This window comes from Salipiger thiooxidans, assembly GCF_900102075.1.
GTDB lineage: Bacteria > Pseudomonadota > Alphaproteobacteria > Rhodobacterales > Rhodobacteraceae > Salipiger > Salipiger thiooxidans.
Window position 1 is genome coordinate 171,243 of sequence record NZ_FNAV01000008.1, and the last position, 24,643, is coordinate 195,885.

Consider the following 24,643-nt stretch of genomic DNA (forward strand, 5'->3'; position numbering starts at 1 on the left):
ATGACCGACAGCCCCCGCAAATCCCTCCGCTCCGAGAGCTGGTTCAACGATCTCGGCGATCCCGAGATGACCGCCCTCTATCTCGAGCGTTACCTGAACTACGGGCTGACGCTCGAGGAGCTGCGCTCGGGCAAGCCGATCATCGGCATCGCCCAGACCGGGTCGGACCTGTCGCCGTGCAACCGCCACCACGTGGAGCTCGCCAAGCGTACCCGTGACGGCATCCGGGCCTCGGGCGGCATCCCGCTCGAGATCCCGGTGCACCCGATCCAGGAGACCGGCAAGCGCCCCACGGCGATGCTGGACCGCAACCTCGCCTACCTGAGCCTCGTCGAAAGCCTCTTCGGCTATCCCATCGACGGCGTGGTGCTGACCATCGGCTGCGACAAGACCACCCCCGCACTGCTGATGGCGGCGGCGACGGTGAACATCCCCGCCATCGCCTTCTCGGTCGGGCCGATGCTCAACGGCTGGCACAAGGGCGAGCGCGCGGGGTCGGGCGCGGTGATCTGGAAGGCGCGCGAGAAATACGCCGCCGGCGAGATCGACGGCGAGGGCTTCCTGAGCATGGCCGCGGCCTCGGCCCCCTCGGTGGGCTACTGCAACACCATGGGCACCGCTTCGACGATGAACTCGCTGGCCGAGGCACTGGGGATGCAGTTGCCGGGCTCGGCGTCCATTCCCGCGCCCTACCGCGAGCGCGGCCAGATGGCCTATTACACCGGCTGCCGCATCGTCGACATGGTGCACGAGGACCTCAAGCCGTCGGACATCATGACCCGCGAGGCCTTCGAGAACGCCATCGTGGTGAACTCCGCCATCGGCGGTTCGACCAACGCGCCGATCCACCTTGTCGCCATCGCCAGGCATCTCGGCATCGAGGTCAGCAACGCCGACTGGGAGACCCACGGCTACGAGGTGCCGCTTCTGGCCAACGTGCAGCCTGCCGGTGAATACCTCTCCGAGGACTTCCACCTCGCGGGCGGCCTGCCGGCGGTGGTGGCCGAGCTGCTGCGGGCGGGGCTCGTTCCGCATCCCGACGCGCTCACCGTCACCGGAGAAAGCTTCGGCGGGCTCTACGCCGATGCGCCCTGCGAGAACGCCGAGGTCATCCGCACCGTCGACCGGGCGCTGACGCCGAAGGCGGGCTTCCTGAACATGACGGGCAACCTCTTCGACACCGCGATCATGAAGACCTCGGTGATCACGCCGGACTTCCGAGAGCGCTACCTGTCGAACGACGCCGACCCGATGGCCTTCGAGGGCCCGGCCTTCGTCTTCGACGGCCCCGAGGATTTCCACAAGCGCATCGACGATCCGGCGCTCGGCATCACCTCCGACAGCATCCTCGTGATGCGCGGCGCGGGTCCGCGCGGCTATCCGGGCGGCGCCGAGGTGGTGAACATGCGGCCGCCGTCCTACCTCATCAAGCAGGGCATCCGCGGGCTTCCCTGCATCGGCGACGGCCGGCAGTCCGGGACTTCGGGCTCGGCCTCGATCCTCAACGCCTCGCCCGAGGCGGCGGCCGGCGGCAACCTCGCCATCCTGCGCGACGGCGACCGGCTGCGCGTCGACCTCAACGCGCGCGAGGTGCGGCTGATGGTGAGCGACGCCGAGATCGCCGAGCGCCGTGCCGCGCTCGAGGCGGCGGGCGGCTACAAGGTCCCGGAAAGCCAGTCGCCGTGGCAGGCGATCTTCCGCGACCGGGTGCGCCAGTTCAGCGACGGCATGGTGCTCGACGGCGCGGACAAGTTCCGCGACATCGGCAACAGCACGATGCCGCGCCACAGCCACTGACGTCACTGCGCTGCCGGGGCCCATTCCGGGCAGCGTCTCTTCGCGGGGGCGCTCAGGTGGGGGGCATCGGCGCGGCCATAGCGAGGCGCTTCGCGGCCTTGGGCGCCACGGTCGCTGCGCTCGACCTCGAAGGCATGGCACCGCTCGGCGCGGAGGGCATCAGCCTGCACGCCGCCGACCTCGGCAGCCGCGTGAGCGCCGGGATGTGCTCGAGCGCCGCACGTTCTGCTGATCGGGCGCGGTGATCGCGGTGGACCGCGATGGCAGCAGCGCCATGCGCTTCAATTGCGAGGGCATGTACCAAGGGTGCGCGCGCGAGGGCGCAGCGCCAATGGTGGCGATCTACGCCGATCCGGACACCTGAGCCAGGCAACGCGTGCGGGGACCCGTGCCTTCGGGCATTTCCCCCGGGAGCGCAGGGCGCTACACCGGCCCCGAGGCGCAGACCGCCCGGCTTCGAACAGGACCTGACATGCTGACCCTTCCCAACGACCACCCCGCACGCGGCGCCGCCCTGCATGCCCAGCTGCCCGACAGCGGCCCCGGGCGCATCGTGCGGCACATCGCCGAGGCGCTGCCCGCCATCGCGGACCGTCTGGCCGAGGGGCTGCTGACCGGTGATCCCGCCGAGATCGTCGGCGACAACGAAAGCGGCGACGCGCAGAAGGCGCTGGACGTGGGCGCGCATCACCACATGCTGAAGGCGCTGGCAGGCTGCGGCGTGCGCCACGTGCTCTCGGAAGAGGCCGAAGAGGTGGTCACGCTCGACCCCGAGGGCGCCTTCGACGTCGCCATGGACCCGATCGACGGTTCCGGCTCCATCGGCATCTGTGCGCTCTTGGGCATGCTCTTCGTGATCTACCCGGCGGGCGACGGCCGCTTCCTGCGCCCCGGCACCGAGGCTGTGGGCGCGGGCTATGCCTGCTTCGGGCACTCGGTGGATGTCGCGTGGTCGCTTGGCGACGGCGTGCACATCGCCACGCTCGACCGCCGCGCCGGGGATTTCCGCGTCACCGCCGAGCACATCCGCCTCAAGCCCACCACCTCGATGATCGCGGTCAACGCCTCGAACGAGCGGCACTGGGCACCGGGGCTCAAGGCCTATGCCAGGGACATGCGCGCGGGCAAGGACGGGCCGCTGGGCAAGAACTACAACATGCGCTGGCTGGCGGCGGCGGTGGGCGACCTGCACCGCATCATGCTCAAGGGCGGGGCGTTCCTCTACCCGCAGGACGGCCGCAAGGGCTACGAGCAGGGCCGGCTGCGGCTGGCCTACGAGGCCATTCCCATCGCCTACATGGTCGAGCAGGCCGGCGGGCGGGCGACCGACGGACGGCAGCGGATCCTCGAGCTGGTGCCGGACACCCCGCACGGTTTCTGCCCGCTGATCTTCGGCTCGACCGAAGAGGTCGAGACCATCGAGAGCTACGTCGCCGAGCACGGCTGAGCGTTTTTGCAGCGGATAAGGCGGCGCCTTCGGGCGCCGTCGCGTGCATTGGCGCAGGGATCGGGCCATCCGACACGGCGGACCGGTCGTCATCGCGCAAACCGGCGCAACAACGCTGCGGGTCTTCGAGCGTTCGGAGAGGAGAAGGGAGCGCGGCGACCCTCAGGGAGGAGGAGGGAGGGTCGCCGCTGATTTCCGGGGTTCAGGGAGGAGGAGAGAACCCCAGGAAACTCTGTGGCACATCGCTGCGCCGTTACCGCTATCTAGCGATCCCGGCCGCGCGGCTCAACGCCCGCCTCTGCAACCCCGCCTTGCCCTGAGGGAATGGCTCGGGACGCATCCGCGCGTCCGCTCGTGTCGGGCACCTCCGCGCGAGTGAAGTGGGGCGCAGCGCCTCGCAGACCGTGCGGCGGGTGGCGTCGGCGACCGGGTGGCCGCCCGCCTGCCAGAGCGACAGCCCACCGTCGAGCACGTAGCTCACGGCAAGCCCGAAGGCCTGCAGGTGAACCAGACGTGCGGGGCCCTGAAGTGGTTGTGGCTGCGGTCGTAGACCACCGCCCGCTTACTGCCGTCGATGCCGAGGGCCGCCATCTCCTGAGAGAAGGTCGCGGGATCGGGCATCATGTGGGGCAGCGGGTGGTCGTGGTCGGCGACCTCGTCGATCTCGAAAAGCCGGGCGACGGGGATGTGGGCGTCGCGGAACTCGGCCTGCGAGCGCGCGGGATCGGGCGGCAGGACATACGTGGCGCCGAGCACCCCAACCTCTGCGAGATGGTCGGCGAGCCAGTCGGCGGATACGACCGGACCGGTCATTCTGCGGGGCTCTGCCCAACAAATCCTGCAAGGGATTCATCTTGTGAATCCAGCATGGTAGCAGGGCTGCATGAGCAGAGCCCCCCGGGCTACAAGACCGGGAACTGGCCGGCCTTTAATGCAGCGCTGAGCGCCGGGGCTCGCTGACGATCCGTTGACCGACAGGGCATTCCAAAGGAATCTCCCGAGAGGTTGGTTCGACCCCGAGATGCGCTGGGATGCCGTGCCGACAGGCAGGCGTGGCCGTCAGCGGACCTACAGCGACTCCGCCAATCAGACTGCCTTTCAATGAAAGCGCTGTTAAGCATGGCGCGCCGCCAGACGACCGGCCTAGTCGAGAGCCTGTTGCGGCTGGTCGGCCTCGCCTGGGCGGTGCCCGTCTTCAGCACGCTGCGCCGACGCCAGAAGGCGCTGGCAGTAAACATCCCGTATCGAGGGTCGAAAGGCCCGCTGGACCTGCTCATCGATAGCACTGGCATCAAGGTCGAGGGCGAAGGCGAGTGGCACGCGCGCAGGCACGGCGGTCCCAAACGGCGGGTCTGGCGCTAGATCCATCTCGGGATTGACGAGGAAACACTGGAGATCGGGGCCGTCCATTGCCCGGCAGGCGATTTGCAAGGCAAATCTGCCGAGAGGGGAGATCACCGGGAGCCACATCGGCCCCTCTCGGCAGCATCCTGCGGATGCGTCTGCGGGCAGTGGATGGATCGGATACCACCGCCGGAGCCAAGTCGAGGAGCCGCGTCGAGGCGAAAACTCCCGGGATCATGCTGCGCATGACCCTGCCGGTCAGTGGATGCATTGTGTGAATCTGCTGGGCCGCGCCTCATGGCGCGGGACTTCAGTCGCCAGGTCGCAGAGCTTCAGCTCCGTATCGCCGCGCCGAACGGCACCACCACCCGTCTTGCGCAGGGCGCCTTCCCGGGTGCCGATGAGGTCCACCTGCGCTGTCTGGCCTCGTTCGGCGCGGAAGACGGGCTTAGCGCCGCGGCCGCCGCCGGCGAGATCAACGACCTGCCCTCGCTGATCCTGATGACCTCCGTCTGTTACGGCGCCATGTACGGGGGGCGGATCAGCACGATCCTGCTCGACATCCCCGGTGATGAACCGGAGATGATGACCTGCCTCGATGGCTAGCCCATGGCCCGCAGGGGCATGGCCAGCGAGGCGCTGTCGCTCCCTTTATCGGGGCCATCGCGGTCACCTTCGGGCGGGCGCCCCGCCGGGCTCGCGGCGGTGCGCTTCGGTATCGTGGGCTTCGGCTGCACCACCTGCATCGCAAACTCGGACCCGCTCCCCGAGCGGGACGAAGCCGCGACCGGGCCGCCAGGGGCGCGGCGCTCCTGCGCCTGCCGGCCGAGCAGCCCGGGCCGCTTGTCCCATGGGTCAGGGCTTCGGTCGGGGCGCTGCTCGGGGCGTCGATCACGCCCTTGGTGCTGGGCGGTGCCGTGCAATGGCGACCGTCGCACCTGTGCATGTTCGTGGTCAAAGGGCCGGGCGGGATGCCGCACTTCGTGCTGCTGTCGCTGGGCGCCTCGGCGCCGCCGGTGCGCCGGGCCGCCCGCGACACGGACTGACCCGGCAGGGGCCTCAGGCCGGGACGATGGCGCAGTCGCGGGACACGCCGTGGCGCTCGAGGATGTCGCCGACGGTGCCGTCGCGGAGCGCCTCGCTCAGGAAGGCCTGCAACCGGGCCGAGGCTTCGGGCCGGCCCTGCGGCATCGCCATGGCCTGCCGGATCTCCATGAAGGGCGGGGCGAGCAGGCGGCTGCCGGGGCGGGTCTCGGCTTCGTGCATCATCGCCTGCCGGATGCCCGCCAGCGCCTGCACCTCGCCACGGTCGAGCGCTTCGAGCGCCATCTGCAGCGTCTCGTAGAGCTCCAGCGCCTCGGCCCCGGGCTTGCGCTGCAGGGTCAGCGAATAGGCACTGCCGCGCACCGCCCCGACCTTCTCGCCCGAGGCCACCAGCGCGTGCGCGTCCTCGGCCGTGCAGTCGGGACCGGCGAGGTAGCTGCCGTCGATGCGGACGTAAGGCTCGGTAAAGGCAATGGTCCGGGCGCGCTCGGGATCGACGGCGAGGAAGCAGACGTCCCAGGCGTCATCCTCGGCCGAGGACGAGACGTCGACCGCGCGGTTGTAGTCCACGAAGACCGGCTCACGGCCCTCGGAGGCGGCGAAGGCATGGGCGAGATCGACGCTGATGCCCTTGGCGGCACCGGCCTCGTCGCGCCCGACCAGCAGGAAGTTGCCATGGTTCAGCGCCACCCGGAGAGGCGCGGCGGTCGTGGAGTCGTGCGGCATGTCTGATCCAATCGAAAATGGGTTGTGGTGTATATAAAAGCCAATTGGGCCCACGCAACGCCGCTCAGGGTGGGCTTCGGTTCGGGGAAGCGGTGCGCTGCACGCTCGGGCGGCGGAGCGTTGGCAGAGACTCGGCGGGCGGACAGCGCGGTCTGCCCGACCTTGCCGACATGTGATGCGCTGCGATGCCGGGGCTGCGCCGGGATACTGCCTAATGCATGTGCGTTGTTGCGTCTGCTTCGAGAAAGGCGATTGTGACGAAGGAGGTTTCGGGGATTCGTTCGGAACGTCAGGAATGCCGCGTAGGATTTTAAAATAATTCCATAATTTTTGAAATGGCCGCGCTGTATTTTCCCGCTTCAGCGCCCGATAATACTGACTCTCTGATACAAGATTTCATTTGCGTGCATGCAAATTCCGTGCCGAGCATCCTGCATTCCCCTGCGTCAGGTGGCGCGTGGGGATGCAGATGACAGGCGTCCGGTTCCATGTCCGAGAGATCCCCGAAGCGGCAGATGCACCTTGTCGCCTACCTCAAGACCGGCCCCACCGCGCGGCACGTCGGCGGCTGGCGGCACCCCGAGGCGCGGCTCGACGATTTCCTCCGACCCGACCGCTACGTCGACACGGCCCGGATGCTCGAGGCGGCGAAATTCGACGGCTGTTTCTTCGCCGATCTCTTCGGGCTTTACGACATCCATGGCGGCAGCCACGACGCCTACGTGCGGCGCGGCGGGCAGATCAGTTGGCTCGACCCCAAGGTGGTGCTGCCGGTGATGGCCGCGGCCACCACGCGGCTGGGGCTTGGCGCGACGCTCTCGAGCACCTTCCACATGCCCTACGAACTGGCCCGCTGGCTGGGCTCGCTCGACGTCATGAGCGGCGGGCGCGTCGCGTGGAACGTGGTGACCTCGGCCACCGATCTCGAGGCCCGCAACGCCGGCCTGCACGAGCTGCCCCCGAAGGAAAGCCGCTACGACCGCGCCGACGAGGTGCTCGAGGCCTGCTGCGCGCTCTGGGACAGCTGGGACGAAGACCCGTTCGTTCTGGACAAGGAGGCGGGGGTCTTCGCCGACCCCGACAAGGTCCACTACGCGAATTACGAGGGCAAATACGTCCGCACCCGCGGTCCGCTGTCGATCCCGCGCAGCGCGCAGGGGCGGCCGGTGCTGATGCAGGCGGGCAGCTCGGACCGGGGCCGTGCGTTCGCAGCCCGCTGGGCGGAGGTGATCTTCACCGCGCAGCGCGGCATCGGCGACATGCGCGACTTCGCCGCCGACATCCGCGACCGGATGCAGGCGCGGGGCCGGGCGCCCGGGGACTGCGCCATCCTGCCCGCGATCTCGGTGGTGCTGGGCGAGACCGAGAGCATCGCGCGCGAGCGGGCCGAGTACCTCCAGAGCCTCATCGACCCCGAGCTTGCCACGGCGAACTCGTCGAGCCGTCTCGGTGCCGATCTTACCAGGGTGAGCGACGGGCGCACGCTGGCGGCGGCGCAGGGCAACCAGGGCATCCGCGGCGCCGAGCTGGTGCTGGAGCAGGCGATGAAGGCCGAGGGGATGACCCTCGCCGAGGCCGCGCGCAGGGGCGGCGAGCGCGAGATCGTCGGCACCGCGACCACGGTGGCGGACCGGCTCGAAGAGATGTTTACCTCCGGCGCCTGTGATGGTTTCGTGGTTGCCCCGACGTATCATCCGGGGATGTTGGAACAGTTTTGCCGCTCGGTTGTGCCCGAGCTTCAGCGCCGGGGGCTCTTCCGGCAGGATTACCGCGCGACCACCTTGCGCGGGCATCTGCGCGACGGCTGAGACCGTCCGCAACCAACAGGGGAGCGGCCCATGGCCGCGCGACATAGGAAGACGACATGATTTCATTTTCGCTGAAGAAAGCGATCGCCGCACTGGTCATCGGCCTTGCGGCGGGGACGGCGGCACAGGCGCAGGACGTGGTGCAGGAAGCCCGCGACGCCCTGCCCGAAGCGGTCCGTGACAGCGGCGTGCTCAGCATCGCCACCTCGCTGCAATGGGCGCCGTTCGGCTACGTCGACGAGGATGGCAACCCCGAGGGCATCGACCTGCGGCTGATGAAGGTGCTCGCCGCCAAGCTCGGGCTCGAGGCCGAGTTCGACAACATCAAGTTCCCCTCGATCGTGCCGGGCGTGCAGACCGGGCGCTACGCGGCGGGCGTGAACCAGATGGGCATCACCGCCGAGCGCGCCGAGGTCGTGGCCTTCGTGCCCTATTTCAACTCGAAATACGGCCTGCTGGTACCGACCGGCAAGACCGACATCGACATCAACGACCTCTGCGGCGTCAAGCTTGCGCTGACTCAGGGCAGCTCGCAGATCGCCGTGGCCGAACAGCTCTCGGCCAAGTGCGAGGCCGACGGCAAGGAGCCCATCGGCATGGACTTCTACCCCAACAGCGCCGACACCTACCTCGCGGTCGCCAACGGTCGCGGCGACGGCTTCCTGACCGCCCGCGCCGTCGGGGTCTACACCGCGCAGATGAACGACAAGCTCGAGATGACCGACGGCATCCTGGACGGGCGCAGCTCGATCTCGGGCATCGTGGTCAGCAAGGAGGACCCGGCGATGCAGGAGGCCCTGACGCTGGCGCTGGTGAGCGCGGTCGAGGACGGCTCGTATTCCGAGATCCTCGAGCATTTCGGCGTGCCCGAGGGCATGCTGAGCATCGAGCAGATCCAGACCCCGCCAAGCTTCTGAGCCCGGCGAAAGCGACGCACCGGGTGGCGGCCTCCGCCGTCCGGGCAAGCCAACAGAAAGTGATGCGATGAGGATGGCAAGCATGTCCGACAGCGTGCCGGCGGGCCGCGGCGCAAGCGCCCGCGACAGCGCCCCGGTGATGCGCGAGCGCCGCTCTCCCTGGCGCTGGCTGGGGATTGCCGCGGTGGTGATCGGACTGGCGTGGATCGCCTTCCAGATCCTGACCAACCCGGGCTTCGAATGGGACGTGGTGGGCAAGTACATGCTGCACCCGCAGGTGCTCAGGGGCGTGGGCATGACGCTCTGGCTGACCCTGCTGGTCATGGTCATGGGCACCGTCATCGGCATCATCGTCGCGGTGATGCGCCTGTCGAACGACCCCATCCTCAACGGCACGGCGGTGGCCTTCGTCTGGTTCTTCCGCGGCACGCCGGTGCTGGTGCAGCTGGTGTTCTGGTACAATCTCGCGGCGATCTTTCCGGACGTCTCGCTGGGCATCCCCTTCGGCGGCCCCAAGCTCTTCGAGATCTCCGCCACGGTCGCCATCTCGTCCTTCACCGCGGCGCTGCTGGGCCTGGGCTTCAACGAGGGCGCCTACATGGCCGAGATCATCCGCGCGGGCCTCACCTCGGTCGATCACGGCCAGACCGAGGCATCGCGGGCGCTCGGGCACCGGCCGGCGCAGACCTTCCGCGTCATTGTGCTGCCGCAGGCGATGAAGGCGATCATCCCGCCCACCGGCAACCAGGTGATCGGGATGCTGAAGTACACCTCGCTCGCCAGCGTCGTGGCTCTGGGAGAGCTGATGCACTCGGTCGAGACGATCTACTCGCGGACCTTCCAGACCATGCCGATGCTGATCGTGGCGGCGCTCTGGTACCTGATCCTCGTCTCGATCCTGTCGGTGGTGCAGTATTACATCGAGCGGCATTACTCGCGTGGCTGGAAGACCCAGGCCAATGCGGCGCTCTGAAGGGGAAGAGAGAGGCATGTTTGACGTGAGCACAGGCGCTCCCTTAGTGCGGGCCACCGACATCTGGATGAACCGCGGCAGCAACACCGTCCTCAAGGGCGTGTCGATCGAGGCGCGCAAGGGCGAGGTGATCGCACTGCTCGGGCCCTCGGGTGCCGGCAAGTCGACGCTGCTGCGCTGCCTCAATGCCATCGAGATGGCGGACCGCGGGCTGGTCGAGGTCGAAGGCGAGATCATCGGCTGCGAGAAGGTGGGCGAGGACTACGTGCGCCTGCCCGAGAAGCAGGTCGCCCGGCAGCGGGCCGAGATCGGCATGGTGTTCCAGAACTTCAACCTATTCCCGCACTTGTCGGTGCTGCAGAACATCATCGACGCCCCGATGCGGGTGCGCGGGATGAAGAAGGCCGACGCGGTGAAGCTGGCGCATGACCTGCTGGCGCGGGTGCGGCTCTCGGACAAGGCCGACGCCTATCCCCGGCACCTCTCGGGTGGCCAGCAGCAGCGCATCGCCATTGCCCGCGCGCTGGCGATGAACCCCAAGGTGATGCTCTTCGACGAGCCGACCTCGGCGCTCGACCCGCATCTCACCGACGAGGTGCTCGACGTGATCCGCGAGCTGGCCGAGACCGGCATGACGATGATCATCGTCACCCACGAGGTCGCCTTCGCCCGCGATGTGGCCCACACGGTCGCGGTGATGGGCGAGGGCACGATCATGGAGATCGGACCGCCCGACGAGGTGCTGCGGGCGCCCAAGGACCCGCGGGTGCAGACCTTCCTCGCCCGCGCGCTCAAGGAGATGGCCCGATGAGCCGCCACGCGTCCGGAGACTGGCTCTTCGTCATCGACGTGCAGCCCGCGTTCAGCGACCCAGTGAGCCCGTGGTACTGCGCCGCGCTCGGCACCGCCAAGGAGAACATCGCCCGGCTGCTGCCGCGCTACGAGGGGCGGGTGCTGTTCTCGCGCTTCGTGCCGCCGCCCGAGATCTTCGGCGCCTGGCACGATTACTACGCCCGCTGGGGCTTTGCGCTGGAGCCGGGGGCCGAGCCGCTCTGGCCGGTGGACCCCGAGTGGGCGCACTACCCCAGCATGCAAAGCCACACCTTCTCGAAATGGGTGCCCGCGGCGCAGCAAACCCTGCCGCCCGACGCCACCATCGCGCTCTGCGGTGTCTCGACCGACTGCTGCGTCATGGCGACGGCGCTCGCCGCCATCGACGACGGGCGCCGGGTGCGGCTGATCGCGGACGCCTGCGCCGCCGGCAGTCCCGAGATCCACGGCTCGGCGCTGGGGCTCATGGGGCTGCGCGCGCCGCTGCTGACCCTCACCGACACGGAAACCGAACTGGCGCGGGCGGCAGAGGCCGCCTGAGCGACATCAGGACATTCAAGGACAGACCATGACGCGTATGATGCACCTGGGAACCATCGTCGGCGCCGCCGGGCACCATGTGGCGGGCTGGCGGATGCCGGACGCCGAGTTCGGGTCGCAGAACCTCGAGCTCATCACCCGCATCGTGAAGACATGGGAGGACGCCAAGTTCGACCTGATCTTCTTCGCCGACGCGGTGAACACCGGGCTCGATGCGCATCCCACGCACATGCTGCGGCTCGAGCCGCTGACGCTGCTGGGGGCGCTCTGCATGACGACCTCGAAGATCGGGCTCGTGGCGACGGTCTCGACCACCTATTCGCAGCCCTACAACGTGGCGCGGATGCTGGCCTCGATCGACCACATGAGCAAGGGCCGGGGCGGCTGGAACGTGGTCACCGGCTCGAGCCCCGACGCCGCCGCTAACTTCGGCACCGATCCCCACCCCGAGCACGCCTCGCGCTACGCCCGCGCCGCCGAGCACGTCGAGATCTGCAAAGGGCTCTGGGACACCTGGGAGGACGACGCCTACATCGCCGACAAGGCGACGGGGCGCTACGTCGACGGCGACAAGATGCACGTGCTGAACTACCGCGGCGCGCACCTGTCCTCGAGCGGACCGCTCAACATCACGCGCCCGCCGCAGGGCTACCCGGTGATCATGCAGGCCGGGGCCTCGCCCACCGGCAAGACCTTTGCCGCCGCCAGCGCCGAGGTGGTCTTCGCCACCCAGCAGCTGGTCGACGATGCCGTGGCCTTCGCCGAGGACCTCAAGGACCGGACCGAGGCCGCGGGCCGTCCGCGCGACGCCATCCGGCTGATGCTGGGCGTGTCGCCGGTGATCGGCCGCACCCGCGAGGAGGCGCAGGAGAAGCTGGCCGAGCTTGCCGCGCTGGTCGACCCGGTGGCGGCGCTGCGGGTGCTCTCGGACCGGATCGGCACCGACCTCTCGGCCTATGACCTCGACGGGCCGGTGCCCGATCTGCCGCCCTCGGGCATGATGCAGGGCCATGCGGTGGTGCTGCAGGCGGTGGCGAAGAAGCACAACATGACCATCCGCCAGCTGCGCGACTATGCTGCCGTGTCCTCGGGGCACCGGCTGGTCTTCGGCACCGCCGAGGACATCGCCGACGATCTCGAGGCCTGGTGGCGGGCAGGGGCCTGCGACGGTTTCATCATCCTGCCGCCCTACTACATGCGCCCGCAGGAGGAATTCTGCGAACAGGTGGTGCCGATCCTGCAGGAGCGCGGACTCTTCCGGACCGAGTACGAGGGCAGCACCCTGCGCGAGCACCTCGGCCTCGAGCGTCCGGCGCATCCGGCAGCGCAGGCGCGCTCCGAGGCGATGGCCTGAGACCGGACCCGGGCTGGGCGCGCGCTCAGCCCGCGCCCGCCCGTGACAACGGGTCGATTGCAGGCGGCTGCGGGAAATGCCGGCCGCGCTGGCCCGAGAGCCCGCGGTTCTACGGTGTGTCGAGCGTCGGCGTCTCGACCGCCGGTTGCCCGGCGCACCCCATCAGGTGCGCCGGCACTGGTCCACGGTGATGAACGGGACACTCGGGCGGTGGGCCTTCACGCGTCGTTTTCGCGTCGGGGAGGCGCAGGCCTCCATCATCCGCGCGCGGACGTGGCGCGTGCGGCAGGCGCTCTCGTGGTGCCACCGCCCGAGCTCGGCAAGCAGCGCGGCCTTGACCGGCACCGCCTCGGGCATGTCCCAGAGGTCGTCGGTCTCGCCCGGGTCGGCCCGAGGACGAAGAGATGCACCAGCCCGTCGAAGCGCCGCGCCGGGAGGCGCCCGGGCTGGCTGATCATCATCGGCACCCGCGTGACCTGCTCGCAGGGCGCCCATTTCTGGCTGAGCCCGTGGTCGCCCAGGGTGTCGCCGTGGTCCGAGGTGAAGATCACCACGCGGTTGTCCGGCCGCCCGCGCCGCTCGAGTGCGACGAGGATGCGGCCGACCTCGCGGTCGATCATCTCGACGTTGGCAAAGTAATAGGCGCTTGTGCAGATCGGCCTCGGAGGGCTCGAGGTTCCAGTGCACAGCGTCATGGTCGAACTCGGAACCGTGGCGGCGCTTTTCCTTCCACGACGGCGGCAGGCGGTCGATCTCGTCCTGCGTGGCATGCGGCAGGGGCACGTCACGCGCCATGTATGTCCCGGGGTATTCCGGCGTCGGATCGCAGGGCGGGTGCGGGCCGGGGAAGCCGATGGACAGAAACAGCGGCTCTTCCCTGGGCCTGTTGTCGAGCCGCCACCCGGTGAAGCCGCCAATGAAGCTGTCGGAATGCAGCTTGTCCTCGAGCGTCCACTCGAAGGCGCCGAGCGTGTGCCGGTAATCCTCGCTTGCGGTCGCTGAGGCGGCCGGGCTTGGCGTGCCCGGCGTTCAGGATCGCCTTGTCCCATTCGTCTGTGAACCAGCGCGCATCGACGACGAAACGCTCGAGGAAGCCTGCCTTGGCATCGTATGGAATGGTGTACATCTTGCCGATGTTGACGCAGTGATAGCCCGCGTGCGCAAGATCCGAGACCCAGGTGCGGCTCCACTCGGTGCCGTTGGCCAGCACGCCGTTGGTGTGCGGGGGGTAGCCCAAGAACAGGCTGGCGCGCGACGGCACGCAGAAGGGTGCGGTGACGTGGCAATGCTCGAAGCTCACGCCGTGCGCGACCAGCCTGTCGATGTTGGGCGTGTCCATCTGCGACGCGCCGAGCGCGCGGATGAGGTCGTAGCGCTGCTGGTCGGTGACGATGAGAATGATGTCGGGACGCTGGTCGTCCGAGGGGTCTCGCCGTGTCTATTCCATGACAAGCGCGAAGAAGCGCTCGTTCACCTGGTCCATGTGGGCCTGCATGGCGGTCCGGGCGATGTCGGGCATGCCGCGCTGGAGCGCCGCGAGGATGCGGCGGTGGTCGAGCACGGTATTGCGCCGGTTGGTGATCGAGCGGGTCTGGCTGTACCAGAGCGACCCCATCTCGCCGTAGCGGTAATCCCAGAGCTGGCGCATCAGCGCCTGCAGGAGCTGGTTGCCGCGATGGCGTGGAAGCGGGCGTCGGCGATGTTGTAGCGGGTGACGTCGTCGAGGCTGACCTCCATCTCGGCCAGCGTCTCTTCGAGCGCCTTGAGCTGGTCCTCGCTGATCCGCTGGGCGGCCATGAAAGCGGTCTCGCCCTCGGACAGCTCTGCGAGACGCCGCGATGGGACCTGAGGAGAAAGCGGTCACATGTCGTGAGAGAAACAGCCCAACATCGTCTTCCTCATCACCGACCAGCAGCGCCACGACACCATCGGCGCGGTGGAATGGCATAGCGCCGCCGCCGAGAGGTGTGGCCAGCGCGCGCTTGCGTCACGGTCGCAACTGCGGCGCAGGCGTGGTAGCGCTGGACCGCCCGACGCGGTTCGGGCAGAGATCCGCACGCCGTCCGGGCCATGGTCCCGTGGCGGGCGCTGCACCCCGGCGGGCCTGCTCGGCCCGTCCCCGTCCCGGAGGAGCCATGACCCAGTCCGATACCCCTGCGACCGACGCGCTCTGCGCCGAGACCCCGCGCTGCTGCGGTGGCGGTGGCCGCGCGCCCTCGGATCTCGACCACATGGCGGTGGCAGAGGCGGTGCAGCCCGCCCCCGAGGCGATGCAGGACGAGATCCGCGCGGGTCTTCGCGAGATCCCGGGCGGCTTCTTCGACATGGGCGCGCGCAAGTCGACATTTGCCGAGGACCTCGACAGCCCGCGCCGCAAGGTCTTCGTCTCGCCGTTCCGGATCTCGCCCTACACGGTCACCAACGCCGATTTCGCCCGCTTCGTGGAGGCGACCGGCTACCGCAGCGTCGCCGAGCGCGAGGGCTGGAGCTACGTCTTCCACCTCCTGCTCGAGACCCCCGCCGACTGGCCGGTCTCGCCTCCGGGCCTGCGCTGGTGGCGCCGGGTCGACGGCGCCTTCTGGGCCCAGCCCGAGGGGCCGGGGACCGACGTGGCGGATCGTGGCGACCACCCGGTCACCCATGTCGCATGGTATGATGCGCTGGCCTATTGCCGCTGGGCGGGCGTGCGACTTCCCCGCGAGGCCGAGTGGGAACGGGCCGGGCGCGGCGGGCTGGCCCACCTGAAATTCCCGTGGGGCAACACGCTGGTCCCCGGGGGGGAGTTTGCGATGAACACCTGGCAGGGCCGCTTCCCCGACGAGAACAGCGCCGAGGACGGCTACGTCGGCACCGCGCCGGTGGGCTCCTACGCGCCGAACGGTTACGGGCTCTACAACATGACCGGCAACGTCTGGGAATGGGTGCATGACTGGTTCGGACCTCGGGGCGCGCCGAAGGGCGTGCCGCGCGATCCGCGAGGCCCCGAGAGTGGCACCGCGAAGGTGCAGCGCGGCGGGTCGTTCCTTTGCCACGTCAGCTATTGCGACCGCTACCACGTGCATTCCCGCACCCGCAACGACCCCGACAGCTCGACCTCGAACAGCGGTTTCCGCGTCGCCGCCGACGCCGCCTGATCGCGATGGGGGCGGGGGCGTTTCTCCGTCTTTGCCGGCGCATTCCAAACCGGGTTGCGACACGTCCCCTAGCTTGCCGGACAGCAACGGGAACGTGCGATGGCACACGCAGAGCCGGAGCTGCGTGAGGGGCGCCGGATCGACAACCTGATGATCCGCGGCACAGCCGGACAAGTGCCATGGGGGGACGACCGCGGCTGCCCGTGACGCCGGATTCGTGGCCGTCCTCTCAGGCCTCGGGCTCGGGGCGGGCGTGGCCGAGGCGTGCGGGAGCCGACGACGCGGTCGAGGGGGGCGTTCCCGGCGGGATGTCCGTTCCCGGTGGATTCCGGAGACGCGATCCACCGGGCACCGGGGCGGGGCACGGTGCCTTCCGTTGGTTCAATGCGTGACAGTTGGCGGGACGTCGTCCCGTGCGATCACGCGCGGGGGAGAGGGCTCAGGCCTTGCGCGCCCAGGCGCCCTCCGGCACCTCTTCGAGCGCGGTGCGCCAGGCGTCGGTGCGCTCGACCGGAAGCGCCGCAAGCTGCAGCGCCGCCTGTGCCAGTTGCGCCATGTGGGCGGCGCGGGCCTCGGGCGAAGTGCGGGGCACGCCGTAGGCCACCTGCAGCGGCGCCACCTCGAAGCCCATGTATTCCAGCGCCAGCTTGCGGATCGGCATCAGCAGCGGGTCGATGGGGCCGTAGACCCCCGCGTCCGAGAACCGCTCGGGCGTGCCGCCGGTGGTGACGCTGATCATCGCGCGGCGGCCCCGGAAGAGGCCGGTCTCGAAGCGCCGCCCGTCCACGTAGGCAAAGCCGTAGCTCAGCACCCGGTCGACCCAGCCCTTCATCAGCGCTGGCGGGCCGCCCCACCAGACCGGGAATTGCAGGATCACGTTGTCGGCCTCGGCCACCCGCGCCTGCTCGCGACGGATGTCCTCGGCGTAGGCGCCTTTGCGGGCGGCGTTGGCCTGCTCGGCCTGCACGTGGAAGCGCCCGGTGTCGGCGCGCAGGGTCACGTCATGCGGCCCCACGTCGGCGCGGAAGCCTTCGCCCGCGAGGTCCGAGACCGTGACCCGGTGCCCGGCCTGCCGCAGCGCGTCGGCGGTGCCCGCCGCGAGCGCGTGGTTGAACGAGCCCGGGTCGGGGTGGGCCACGACGATGAGGATGTTGCGTGCGGTCATGTCGGCCCTCAGTTCAGGAAGCTCGGGAAGAACAGCGACACCTGCGGCACCAGCGCGATCACCGCGAGCACCAGCAGGCAGATGCCCACCAGCGGTATCGCCTCGCGGATCACCTTGCCCACCGGCTCGCCCGAGATTGCCGAGGCGATGAACAGCAGGATCCCCACCGGCGGTGTCGCCATGCCGATGACCACGTTCAGCACCACCACGGTGCCGAACTGCACCGGGTCCATGCCGATCAGCGCCTGGAACTTCATCAGGATCGGCATCGTCAGGATGAGGATCGAGATCGGCTCGAGGAACATGCCCAGCACCAGCAGGAAGATGTTGAGCAGCAGCAGGATCATCCACGGGTTCTCGGTCAGCGAGAGCATGGCGTCGGCGATCAGCTGCGGCACCTGCTCCAGCGTGAAGACGAAGGAGACGATGCTGGCCATCGAGGTGATGAAGAGGATCGAGGTCGACACCAGCGCGGTGGCGATCAGCGCGTCCCAGACCCGCGTCAGCGTGAGGTCGCGGTAGACGAAGCCGATGATGAGCGCATAGCCCACCGCCACGGCGGCGGCCTCGGTGGGGGTGAAGATGCCGGCCTTGATGCCGACGAGGATGATCAGCGGCAGCAGCAGCGCGGGCAGGGTGCGGCGGGTGGCGGCGAGGCGCTCGCGCCCCGTCATCCGCGGCGTGACCGGGAAGCCGTCGCGTTTGGCGCGCCAGCTCGCGTAGATCAGCAGGCCCGAGGCGATGCCGATGCCCGGCATGATGCCCGCAAGGAAGAGCTGCCCGATGGAGGCGCCCGAGAGCACCCCGTAGATGATCATGGTGATCGACGGCGGGATGATCGGCCCCATCACCGAGCTCACCGCGATGAGGGCGGCGGCATAGGCGGGGGGCATGCCCTGCTTGGCCATCGACGGGATCAGGATCGAGCCGAGCGCCGAGGCCTCGGCGGTGGCGCTTCCCGAGATCCCCGCGAAGAAGCCCGAGGACAGGATCGAGACCGACGACATGCCGCCGCGGCGGTGGCCGACCATGGCGCGGGCGAAGGTCACGATGCGCGTCGTGACGCCGCCCACGTTCATCAGCGCGCCCGCCAGCAGGAAGAGCGGGATGGTCAGCAGGACGAACTGGTCGACCCCCGCGATCATCCGCTGTGGCAGCATCAGCGCCATCATGCCGTTGCCCGAGAGGTAGAGATAGGCGGTGCCCGCGATGCCGAGCGCCAGCGCGATGGGCACGCCGGTGGCGAGGAAGCCCGCGAAAAGGAGGAAGAAGCTGCTCATGTGGTTCCGGCCGATGTCCTGTCGGCGTCAGACGCCGTATCTTCGAGATTGTCGACGACCTGCCGGCGGAAACTGACCGCCAGGTCTGCGAGCACGTGCAGCGCCAGCAGCGCGAGGCCCACGGTCACGCTTACGTAGACCCAGCGGATCGAGAGCCCGAGGGCCTCGCCCGAAAGCGCGGTCCAGATGAAGTCGAGCGCGGGAATGGTCTGGCGGTCGAAGCGCGAGGCGAAATCCCAGCCATACCAGGCCATGAGCCCGAGAAAGACCACGATGGGCACCGCCATCACCGCCTTCAGCAGCCAGCGCAGGCGCGGGTTCAGCAGCGAGGGCACGAACTCCAGCGCCACGAACTCGCCCTTCGAGAAGGCAAGGCCCAGCACGAGGAAGGTCTGCCAGATCAGCAGGTAGCGGCAAAGCTCTTCGGCCCAGATCAGACTGCCTCCCAGAATGTAGCGCCAGAACACCTGCGCCAGCATGATCGCGACGATCAGCAGCATGCTGACCCCGGCGAGGGTGCGCACGAGCCACACGTAGCCGGTGACGAAGCGGGCGAGGGGCCCGGTTCTGTCCTGCATCGGTTTCATCCTTCCTGTGGGGTGTCCCGCGGCGGCGCCCTGGCCCTCGCGGGACGGATGCGTCAGGCGGGCGCGCCGGCGGCCGCGACCAGCTCGGCGATGAGGGGGTCCTTGCCGGACCACTCCGCCGTCAGGTCGGACACGCGGTCGCGCATCTGGTCAAGCTCGCTCAACTCGACGATCTCGACGCCCTTGGATTTGAGCTCCTCGCGGCCCTCGAGATCCTGCGTCTTGGCATAGTCGAGCGTCGCGGTGACCGAGCGCCGGCCGGCCTCGGTCACGGCGGCCTTCTCCTCGTCGTGGAGCCCCTCGAAGAAGCGCTCGGACATCACCGTCGACATGTGCCACGGGTAGTGGCCGGTCAGGGTGAAGTGCTTGCCGACCTCCCAGAGGTTCTCGCCCAGCATCGACGAGACGTTGATCTCGACCGCGTCGATGACCCCGGTCTCGAGCGCGCCGTAGACCTCGCCGTAGGGCAGGCCGACCGGGGCGGTGCCGACGGTCTCCCAGATCTGCTGGTGCAGCGGCACCGGCACGATGCGGGTCTTGAGCCCGGAGAAATCCGCCAGCGTGGTGACCGCCTTGTCGATCGACAGGAAGTTGCGCTGGCCGGTGTCGGCGACCGCGAGCCCCACCAGCCCCGCCGGACGCAGGTCGTCGAGGATCTTCTGCCCGATGTCGCCGAGCGCCAGCTCGCCGAAGTGGTCGTAGTCGCGGATGAGGAAGGGCATCTGCCAGCCGTTCATCGCCGGCCGGCCGGTGACCAGCGGCAACAGCACGCCCGAGACCGAAACCACGTCCATGAGACCCGCGACGCTGCCCTCGAGCAGCTGCTTGTCGTCGCCGAGCTGGCGGTTCGGGAAGATCTGCACCTCGAAGGCGCCAGGCATCAGCTCTTCCAGCGCCTCGCTGAAGCTGGTGGCCATGCGGTGGCCCGGGTGCACCTCGTTGGCGGCATGGGCAAAGCGCATCCGGCGGGCGGCGGCGCGGGCGACATGGGGTGCGGCCAGCGCGACGCTCATGGCGGCGGCGCCTTTCAGCAGGGTTCGTCTGTGGATGGTCATTCTGGGCTCCTCCCTCGGTGACGTGATGTGCGGGCCGGCGCTGCGTTCAATCCTCTCGCAGGGGCCGGCCGCCGGGCCGGTCAGGCCGGTATCGGGTAATCATCGGCGTTCAGCACCCAGCCCGGTTTCGCCGAGAAATCCTCGCGCGGGGGGCTGAAGATATCGACGAGCAGGTTGCTGCCCGCCCCGGTGGCGCGGGTGGTGTGGATCACCGGCGGCGGGATCACGAGCATCGACGGCGCGCCCATCTCGAGCGCCTTGTCGTCCTTCCAGTCCGCCATGTCGCTGGTCCAGGTCCAGCGCAGGTAATGCGTGAATGTGCCCGACAGGGCCAGCGAGCCCTGCTCGAAATCGTCGTGGTGGTGCGGCGACATCTTGGACGGGTCGCGCGGACCGTCGAACGGGTCGAGCACGTTCACCATCAGTGTGGTGCAGCGGAAGATGCGGCCGAAGCGGCCCGGTTCGGGGGCCACGTCGAGCGAATAGTGCCGGACCTTCCAGCCGCCGGTGGGGGCGGGCCAGTCCTGAAGCGGCGGGATGTGGCTGCGCGGCACGTCATAGCCCCGCGCATTGCCGCAGAGCGCGACGAGGTCGGCGCTGCGCGTGGTGAAGAGCCGCACGAGCTCGCCGCCCTCGGGGCTGGTGACGCGGCTGGCGCCGGCGGGCACGAAGGCGATGGAGTTGCCGGGGACCTGCACGGTCTCGCCGTTCCATAGGATCTCGGCGCCGTTCTGTGGCAGCAGCACGCAGTACTCGTCTTCCTGCGCGTCGCGGGCGAACTCGGCGCCCGGCTCGGCAAGGCTGTAGGCCACGAGGAAGTTGTGCCCCCGGTGCAGCCACGTGCGGCCTGACGCGTCGGTGAGCTGCGGCGCGCTGTCGTAGAAGGTTGCGGCCTGTTCCTCGGCCACGAGGCCGGTCTGGTTCAGCATGCTCGCCGGTTTCGACGCGGCCAGCGATGCGCGCGGATCGGACTTGTCGTACATCGTCTCCCTTTCCCGGCGGCCCCTCCGACCGCCTGTCTTTCGTATCTTCCGCGTTCTCCGGACGGTGCCGTGAAAGCGTCATGCCCGTTGGGCAAAGCCCCTTCAGGGGCCTGTATTCGCGTCCCGGCGGCGGTCTCGCGGCCCTGTTTCGGGGGCGTCCTTGCCGTGACCCGGAAGTGTGTGTGTTTCTTTTAGCGGAACAGTGTTCTCATAAACGGAACATACGGATCCACCCTCGGGGCTGTCAAGTCCTCGCGTTCGCGCAGCCTGCCACGGCGCCTGACGGCCCTTGTCGGCCCTTGTCGGTCAGGCGGAATGCCATCTCCGCCCGGCCGCCTCGGGGTGGCGGCCGGAGGGAAATTCCTGCTCTCAGGGTCGGGGGATAGCGGGTGTCAGCCGAAGGGGAGCGGGCCGGAATGGCCCATGAGGACCGAGATCCGCCGCGCGGTCTCCATCACCGCGGCCGTGTGCTCGGGGCCGGGCTCGGCAGCAAGCGACTGGGTCAGGTCGACGATCCCCACGGTGCCGCAGACCGCGCCGGAGCCGTCGAGAATCGGGCTCGCCAGCGTGTTGAGCCCGAGCGCCGCCTGGTTGGGCGCGGTGGCCCAGCCACGGCGGCGGATCTCGTCGAGCTCGGCCGAGAGCTTGGCGGGGTCGGTGATCGTGTGCTCGGTGAAGGCGGTCAGATCGCCGGTCAGGACGCGGCGCTGGAAGGCCTCCGAGGAAAACGCCGTCGCCGCCTTGCCCTGCGCCGAGCCGTGGAAGGACAGCAGCGAGCCCACCCGTACGCCGATCTCGATGGGCGAGCGGCCGGGGACAGTGGCAATCACCAGCATCCCGTCCGGCGTCAGCTGCGAGGCCACGGCGGAATGCCCGAGCCGGTCGCGCAGCGCCAGCAGAGAGTCGCGGGTCGAGCCGATGAGCCCGCTGTTGTCGAGCACGGCCTGACCCAGAGACACCAGCTGGTGGCCGATCTCGTAGCGTTCGGAATCCTCGTGCTGGAACACGTAGCCCTGCTGCACCAGCGTCTGCAGGTGCCGGTGGATGCGGCTCTTGGAGGTGCCGAGCGCAGTGGCGAGGCTGGTGACCCCGACGCCCTTGCCGGTCCGCGCCACCTGGTCGACGATCTGCATCGTCAGAATGACGGACTGAAGCCCCTCGGCCATTTTCTTGTCGTCTTCCGGCATCCCTGCCTCCTCCCGGTTCTGGCCGCGTCAAGGGGTTCTACAACCGCCCCGCGCAAGGCTGCAACCGACTGCGCCGCGGCGAGCCGGAACGGGGGCTTGGGAACTTCGCCGCTTGACATGGGCGCAATCTGAAAAATAATAGAACACAGTTCCGCTGAACGGGACAAGCCTAAAGTCACTTCGGCCCGGCACCTGTCGGGGGCCGATGACCGGGCGCGGGGCAGTTGCCCCGGGCAGAACACATGGGAGGCACTACGATGACATCTGCGGACACGGCTACGCTGGACCAAGAGGCGCGCATTTCCGAGATCCTGCAGGGGGCGGTGGACCCTCATGTCCACAGCGGGCCGTCGATCGCTCCCCGCGCGGTGGACCATCTCGAGCTGGCCCGCGAGCTGTCGGGGGCGGGCTTCTCGGCGGTGGTCACCAAGGACCACGACTATTCCGGCGTGATGTGCGCCGCGCTGATCAAGGCCCACCACCCCGAGCTCACCACGCAGGTGTTCTCGGGCATCGTGCTGAACAACGTGGTGGGCGGGCTCAACCCCTACGCGGTGGAACACACCGCCGCGATGGGCGGCAAGGTGGTCTGGCTGCCGACGCTCGCCGCCGAGAACCACCTTGCGTGGGAGGCCTCGTCCGACTGGTCGCACCCGGCCTCGACGCAGAAGATCCGCCCGGCGAGCGCCGTGCCGCTCTTCGACGCGGACGGCGCGATGCTGCCCGAGCTGCTCGACATCCTCGACGTCTGCGCCGCCACCGGGCTGGCGCTGGCCAGCGGCCACATCCACGTCAGCGAGACCAGGAAGGTCTTCGCCGAGGCGAAGAAGCGCGGCGTCGAGCGGCTGATCTTCACCCACCCCGAGGACATCGTCGGCGCCTCGATGGAGGACACGCTCGAGATCGCCGACATGGGTGCCCAGGTCGAGCATTCGCTGGCCTTCTTCGTCGAGGGCTCGAAGTTCCGCAACCGCTCCAACGAAGAGCTCAAGGCCTACATCGACCTCGTCGGTCCCGAGCGGACGATCCTGTGCTCGGATCTCGGGCAGGTGGGCACGCTCACGCCGCTGCAGGGCTTCCGCAAGGCGGTCGAGACCTGTCTCGACCTCGGCTACACGGAGGCGCAGATCAAGCCGATGGTCTCGGCGAACGCGGCGCAGGTGATCGGCCTCGACGGCTGACGCGCCGCGTCAGGACACTCAATCATCGGACAAGGGACCGCGCAGCCGGGCAGGGCGCCTCGCTGCGCGCAGACAAGGACATGCCATGCAGGACGTATTCATTCTCGGCGCCGCGCGGACGCCGATCGGCAGCTTCGGCGGCGCGCTGTCGTCGCTCGGGCCAGACGAGCTCGGCATCATCGCTGCCACCGAGGCGATCCGCCGGGCCGGCGTCGAGGCGCAGGAGATCGACAACGCGGTGGTGGGCAACGTCATCCCGACCAGGCCCCGCGACATGTATCTCGGTCGCGCCATCGGCATCGGGGCGGGACTGCCGGACAGCTCGCAGGGGCTGACGCTGAACCGGCTCTGCGGTTCCGGCGCGCAGGCCATCGCGACCGCGGCGGGGATGATCCGGGCGGGCGAGAGCCGCCTGTCGCTGGCCTGCGGTGCGGAGGCCATGAGCCGTGCGCCCTTCTCGGTCGACGGCATGCGCCACGGCATCAAGATGGGGGACGCGGGCGCCACCGACTGGATGATGGGCGCGCTCACCGACCCGTTCGGCTGCGGCCCCATGGGCGTCACCGCCGAGAACGTGGCCGAGCGTCACGACATCTCGCGCGCCGATCAGGATGCCTTCGCCGCCGAAAGCCAGCGGCGCGCCGGGGTGGCGCTGGCCGAAGAGCGCTTCGCCGCGCAGATCGTCCCGGTGCCGGTCCGGTCGCGCAGGGGCGAGACCTTCGTGAGCGTCGACGAATACCCGCGCCCCGGCACCACCGCCGGGCAGCTTGCCGGGCTGCGCCCGGTGTTCCGCAAGGATGGCAGCGTGACCGCGGGCAACGCCAGCGGCATCAACGACGGCGCCGCGGCGCTGGTGCTGGCGGGCGAGGACGCGGTCACGGCCCGCGGCCTGTCGCCCGTGGCGCGGCTCCTGTCCTGGGGCGTGGCCGGTGTGCCGCCCGAGGTCATGGGGCTCGGCCCCGTCGAGGCGGTGCCGCTGGCGCTGTCGCGGGCGGGGCTCACGCTTGCCGACATGGACGTCATCGAATCCAACGAGGCCTTCGCGGCGCAGGCCATCGCGGTGAACCGGCTGCTGGGCCTCGACCCGGAGAAGGTGAACCCCAACGGAGGCGCCATCGCGCTCGGCCACCCGCTGGGCGCCACCGGGGCGATCCTCGCGGTGAAGGCGATCCACGAACTGCAGCGCATCGGCGGTCGCCACGCGCTGGTCACCATGTGCATCGGCGGCGGTCAGGGTATCGCGCTGGTCATCGAGGCGCTCGGCGCCTGACGTCAAGGAGCAGGGAGGAA

At 69.2% G+C, this 24,643-nt stretch carries 21 protein-coding genes and 3 pseudogenes; 13 read left to right on the forward strand and 11 right to left on the reverse strand.

The genetic code is table 11. The features are described 5' to 3' along the window. Together BLQ77_RS13675 and BLQ77_RS13685 are read left to right on the forward strand one after the other, a co-directional pair. Positions 1–1,797: an IlvD/Edd family dehydratase gene (locus BLQ77_RS13675; protein WP_008887783.1), complete on the forward strand. Its 1,797-nt coding sequence runs from the start codon at positions 1–3 to the stop codon at positions 1,795–1,797. Positions 1,798–2,269: 472 nt separating this feature from the next. Further along, complete coding sequence (locus BLQ77_RS13685) at positions 2,270–3,244, forward strand: class 1 fructose-bisphosphatase (RefSeq protein ID WP_089960045.1); 975 nt, start codon at positions 2,270–2,272, stop codon at positions 3,242–3,244. Between the two features lie 477 nt (positions 3,245–3,721). Here the strand turns inward: BLQ77_RS13685 and BLQ77_RS13690 are convergent, their stop codons facing one another. Further along, a complete protein-coding gene (locus tag BLQ77_RS13690; protein ID WP_089960046.1) occupies positions 3,722–4,057 on the reverse strand; it encodes a hypothetical protein in 336 nt (111 codons plus the stop codon). A 66-nt stretch (positions 4,058–4,123) separates the two neighbouring features. Between BLQ77_RS13690 and BLQ77_RS29355 the strand changes: the two are divergent. Both BLQ77_RS29355 and BLQ77_RS29360 read left to right on the forward strand, forming a co-directional pair. Continuing rightward, positions 4,124–4,954 (forward strand): annotated as a pseudogene (locus tag BLQ77_RS29355) (IS5 family transposase); the annotation flags it as partial. 117 nt (positions 4,955–5,071) lie between these two features. Then, a pseudogene (locus BLQ77_RS29360) lies at positions 5,072–5,191 on the forward strand (tripartite tricarboxylate transporter permease); the annotation flags it as partial. Between the two features lie 456 nt (positions 5,192–5,647). Here the strand turns inward: BLQ77_RS29360 and BLQ77_RS13705 are convergent. Beyond that, positions 5,648–6,358: a transporter substrate-binding domain-containing protein gene (locus BLQ77_RS13705; RefSeq protein ID WP_089960050.1), complete on the reverse strand. Its 711-nt coding sequence runs from the start codon at positions 6,356–6,358 to the stop codon at positions 5,648–5,650. Positions 6,359–6,846: 488 nt separating this feature from the next. Here BLQ77_RS13705 and BLQ77_RS13710 point away from each other — a divergent pair, with 488 nt between their 5' ends. The 6 genes from BLQ77_RS13710 (at position 6,847) to BLQ77_RS13735 (ending at position 12,781) form a co-directional block, all read left to right on the forward strand. Then, a complete protein-coding gene (locus tag BLQ77_RS13710) occupies positions 6,847–8,166 on the forward strand; it encodes an LLM class flavin-dependent oxidoreductase (RefSeq protein WP_089960052.1) in 1,320 nt (439 codons plus the stop codon). Positions 8,167–8,222: 56 nt separating this feature from the next. Beyond that, positions 8,223–9,083, forward strand: coding sequence for an ABC transporter substrate-binding protein (locus BLQ77_RS13715; RefSeq protein ID WP_089960055.1), 861 nt, complete (start codon positions 8,223–8,225; stop codon positions 9,081–9,083). An 82-nt stretch (positions 9,084–9,165) separates the two neighbouring features. Continuing rightward, positions 9,166–10,056: an amino acid ABC transporter permease gene (locus BLQ77_RS13720; RefSeq protein WP_089960058.1), complete on the forward strand. Its 891-nt coding sequence runs from the start codon at positions 9,166–9,168 to the stop codon at positions 10,054–10,056. 16 nt (positions 10,057–10,072) lie between these two features. Continuing rightward, positions 10,073–10,867, forward strand: a complete 795-nt coding sequence (locus tag BLQ77_RS13725; protein ID WP_089960061.1) for an amino acid ABC transporter ATP-binding protein — start codon at positions 10,073–10,075, stop codon at positions 10,865–10,867. Further along, positions 10,864–11,427 carry a cysteine hydrolase family protein gene (locus BLQ77_RS13730; protein ID WP_089960064.1) on the forward strand — a complete coding sequence of 188 codons (564 nt, stop codon included), beginning with the start codon at positions 10,864–10,866 and terminating at the stop codon, positions 11,425–11,427. The genes BLQ77_RS13725 and BLQ77_RS13730 overlap by 4 nt, the downstream gene beginning before the upstream one ends. A gap of 28 nt (positions 11,428–11,455) precedes the next feature. After that, a complete protein-coding gene (locus BLQ77_RS13735) occupies positions 11,456–12,781 on the forward strand; it encodes an LLM class flavin-dependent oxidoreductase (protein WP_008887658.1) in 1,326 nt (441 codons plus the stop codon). A gap of 257 nt (positions 12,782–13,038) precedes the next feature. On the opposite strand, the gene BLQ77_RS28195 is transcribed toward BLQ77_RS13735, so the two are convergent. The 3 genes and pseudogenes from BLQ77_RS28195 to BLQ77_RS29365 form a co-directional block, all read right to left on the reverse strand. Next, on the reverse strand, positions 13,039–13,476 hold the full coding sequence (locus BLQ77_RS28195) for a sulfatase-like hydrolase/transferase (RefSeq protein ID WP_165617097.1): 438 nt from the start codon (positions 13,474–13,476) through the stop codon (positions 13,039–13,041). An 89-nt stretch (positions 13,477–13,565) separates the two neighbouring features. Continuing rightward, a complete protein-coding gene (locus tag BLQ77_RS13745) occupies positions 13,566–14,183 on the reverse strand; it encodes a sulfatase-like hydrolase/transferase (RefSeq protein WP_110476904.1) in 618 nt (205 codons plus the stop codon). Between the two features lie 36 nt (positions 14,184–14,219). After that, positions 14,220–14,578, reverse strand: a pseudogene (locus BLQ77_RS29365) (FadR/GntR family transcriptional regulator). A gap of 338 nt (positions 14,579–14,916) precedes the next feature. Between BLQ77_RS29365 and BLQ77_RS13755 the strand changes: the two are divergent. Beyond that, positions 14,917–15,915, forward strand: a complete 999-nt coding sequence (locus tag BLQ77_RS13755; protein WP_089960071.1) for a formylglycine-generating enzyme family protein — start codon at positions 14,917–14,919, stop codon at positions 15,913–15,915. A 439-nt stretch (positions 15,916–16,354) separates the two neighbouring features. On the opposite strand, the gene BLQ77_RS13760 is transcribed toward BLQ77_RS13755, so the two are convergent. The 6 genes from BLQ77_RS13760 to BLQ77_RS13785 form a co-directional block, all read right to left on the reverse strand. Continuing rightward, a complete protein-coding gene (locus BLQ77_RS13760) occupies positions 16,355–17,080 on the reverse strand; it encodes an NAD(P)H-dependent oxidoreductase (RefSeq protein WP_089960073.1) in 726 nt (241 codons plus the stop codon). Positions 17,081–17,088: 8 nt separating this feature from the next. After that, positions 17,089–18,360 carry a TRAP transporter large permease gene (locus BLQ77_RS13765; protein WP_008887715.1) on the reverse strand — a complete coding sequence of 424 codons (1,272 nt, stop codon included), beginning with the start codon at positions 18,358–18,360 and terminating at the stop codon, positions 17,089–17,091. Next, positions 18,357–18,938 (reverse strand): TRAP transporter small permease, encoded by a 582-nt coding sequence (locus tag BLQ77_RS13770; RefSeq protein ID WP_008887736.1) that lies wholly within the window; start codon positions 18,936–18,938, stop codon positions 18,357–18,359. The genes BLQ77_RS13765 and BLQ77_RS13770 overlap by 4 nt, the downstream gene beginning before the upstream one ends. A gap of 62 nt (positions 18,939–19,000) precedes the next feature. Beyond that, positions 19,001–20,002 (reverse strand): TRAP transporter substrate-binding protein, encoded by a 1,002-nt coding sequence (locus tag BLQ77_RS13775; RefSeq protein WP_089960076.1) that lies wholly within the window; start codon positions 20,000–20,002, stop codon positions 19,001–19,003. Positions 20,003–20,082: 80 nt separating this feature from the next. Further along, a complete protein-coding gene (locus BLQ77_RS13780; protein ID WP_089960079.1) occupies positions 20,083–20,985 on the reverse strand; it encodes a cupin domain-containing protein in 903 nt (300 codons plus the stop codon). 392 nt (positions 20,986–21,377) lie between these two features. After that, on the reverse strand, positions 21,378–22,172 hold the full coding sequence (locus BLQ77_RS13785) for an IclR family transcriptional regulator (protein ID WP_089960081.1): 795 nt from the start codon (positions 22,170–22,172) through the stop codon (positions 21,378–21,380). 257 nt (positions 22,173–22,429) lie between these two features. Here BLQ77_RS13785 and BLQ77_RS13790 point away from each other — a divergent pair, with 257 nt between their 5' ends. Beyond that, entirely contained in the window at positions 22,430–23,353 is a 924-nt protein-coding gene (locus BLQ77_RS13790; RefSeq protein ID WP_089960083.1) for a DUF6282 family protein, read from the forward strand. An 85-nt stretch (positions 23,354–23,438) separates the two neighbouring features. After that, positions 23,439–24,623 (forward strand): acetyl-CoA C-acyltransferase, encoded by a 1,185-nt coding sequence (locus tag BLQ77_RS13795; protein ID WP_089960087.1) that lies wholly within the window; start codon positions 23,439–23,441, stop codon positions 24,621–24,623. Positions 24,624–24,643 lie beyond the last annotated feature (20 nt).

Excerpts from the sequence above, each read along its gene's own strand:
- BLQ77_RS13675 (WP_008887783.1), top strand. The coding sequence starts at position 1 with ATGACCGACAGCCCCCGCAAATCCCTCCGCTCCGAGAGCTGGTTCAAC.
- BLQ77_RS13685 (WP_089960045.1), top strand. The coding sequence starts at position 2,270 with ATGCTGACCCTTCCCAACGACCACCCCGCACGCGGCGCCGCCCTGCAT.
- BLQ77_RS13690 (WP_089960046.1), bottom strand. The coding sequence starts at position 4,057 with ATGACCGGTCCGGTCGTATCCGCCGACTGGCTCGCCGACCATCTCGCA.
- BLQ77_RS13705 (WP_089960050.1), bottom strand. The coding sequence starts at position 6,358 with ATGCCGCACGACTCCACGACCGCCGCGCCTCTCCGGGTGGCGCTGAAC.
- BLQ77_RS13710 (WP_089960052.1), top strand. The coding sequence starts at position 6,847 with ATGTCCGAGAGATCCCCGAAGCGGCAGATGCACCTTGTCGCCTACCTC.
- BLQ77_RS13715 (WP_089960055.1), top strand. The coding sequence starts at position 8,223 with ATGATTTCATTTTCGCTGAAGAAAGCGATCGCCGCACTGGTCATCGGC.
- BLQ77_RS13720 (WP_089960058.1), top strand. The coding sequence starts at position 9,166 with ATGTCCGACAGCGTGCCGGCGGGCCGCGGCGCAAGCGCCCGCGACAGC.
- BLQ77_RS13725 (WP_089960061.1), top strand. The coding sequence starts at position 10,073 with ATGTTTGACGTGAGCACAGGCGCTCCCTTAGTGCGGGCCACCGACATC.
- BLQ77_RS13730 (WP_089960064.1), top strand. The coding sequence starts at position 10,864 with ATGAGCCGCCACGCGTCCGGAGACTGGCTCTTCGTCATCGACGTGCAG.
- BLQ77_RS13735 (WP_008887658.1), top strand. The coding sequence starts at position 11,456 with ATGACGCGTATGATGCACCTGGGAACCATCGTCGGCGCCGCCGGGCAC.
- BLQ77_RS28195 (WP_165617097.1), bottom strand. The coding sequence starts at position 13,476 with ATGACGCTGTGCACTGGAACCTCGAGCCCTCCGAGGCCGATCTGCACA.
- BLQ77_RS13755 (WP_089960071.1), top strand. The coding sequence starts at position 14,917 with ATGACCCAGTCCGATACCCCTGCGACCGACGCGCTCTGCGCCGAGACC.
- BLQ77_RS13760 (WP_089960073.1), bottom strand. The coding sequence starts at position 17,080 with ATGACCGCACGCAACATCCTCATCGTCGTGGCCCACCCCGACCCGGGC.
- BLQ77_RS13765 (WP_008887715.1), bottom strand. The coding sequence starts at position 18,360 with ATGAGCAGCTTCTTCCTCCTTTTCGCGGGCTTCCTCGCCACCGGCGTG.
- BLQ77_RS13770 (WP_008887736.1), bottom strand. The coding sequence starts at position 18,938 with ATGCAGGACAGAACCGGGCCCCTCGCCCGCTTCGTCACCGGCTACGTG.
- BLQ77_RS13775 (WP_089960076.1), bottom strand. The coding sequence starts at position 20,002 with ATGACCATCCACAGACGAACCCTGCTGAAAGGCGCCGCCGCCATGAGC.
- BLQ77_RS13780 (WP_089960079.1), bottom strand. The coding sequence starts at position 20,985 with ATGTACGACAAGTCCGATCCGCGCGCATCGCTGGCCGCGTCGAAACCG.
- BLQ77_RS13785 (WP_089960081.1), bottom strand. The coding sequence starts at position 22,172 with ATGCCGGAAGACGACAAGAAAATGGCCGAGGGGCTTCAGTCCGTCATT.
- BLQ77_RS13790 (WP_089960083.1), top strand. The coding sequence starts at position 22,430 with ATGACATCTGCGGACACGGCTACGCTGGACCAAGAGGCGCGCATTTCC.
- BLQ77_RS13795 (WP_089960087.1), top strand. The coding sequence starts at position 23,439 with ATGCAGGACGTATTCATTCTCGGCGCCGCGCGGACGCCGATCGGCAGC.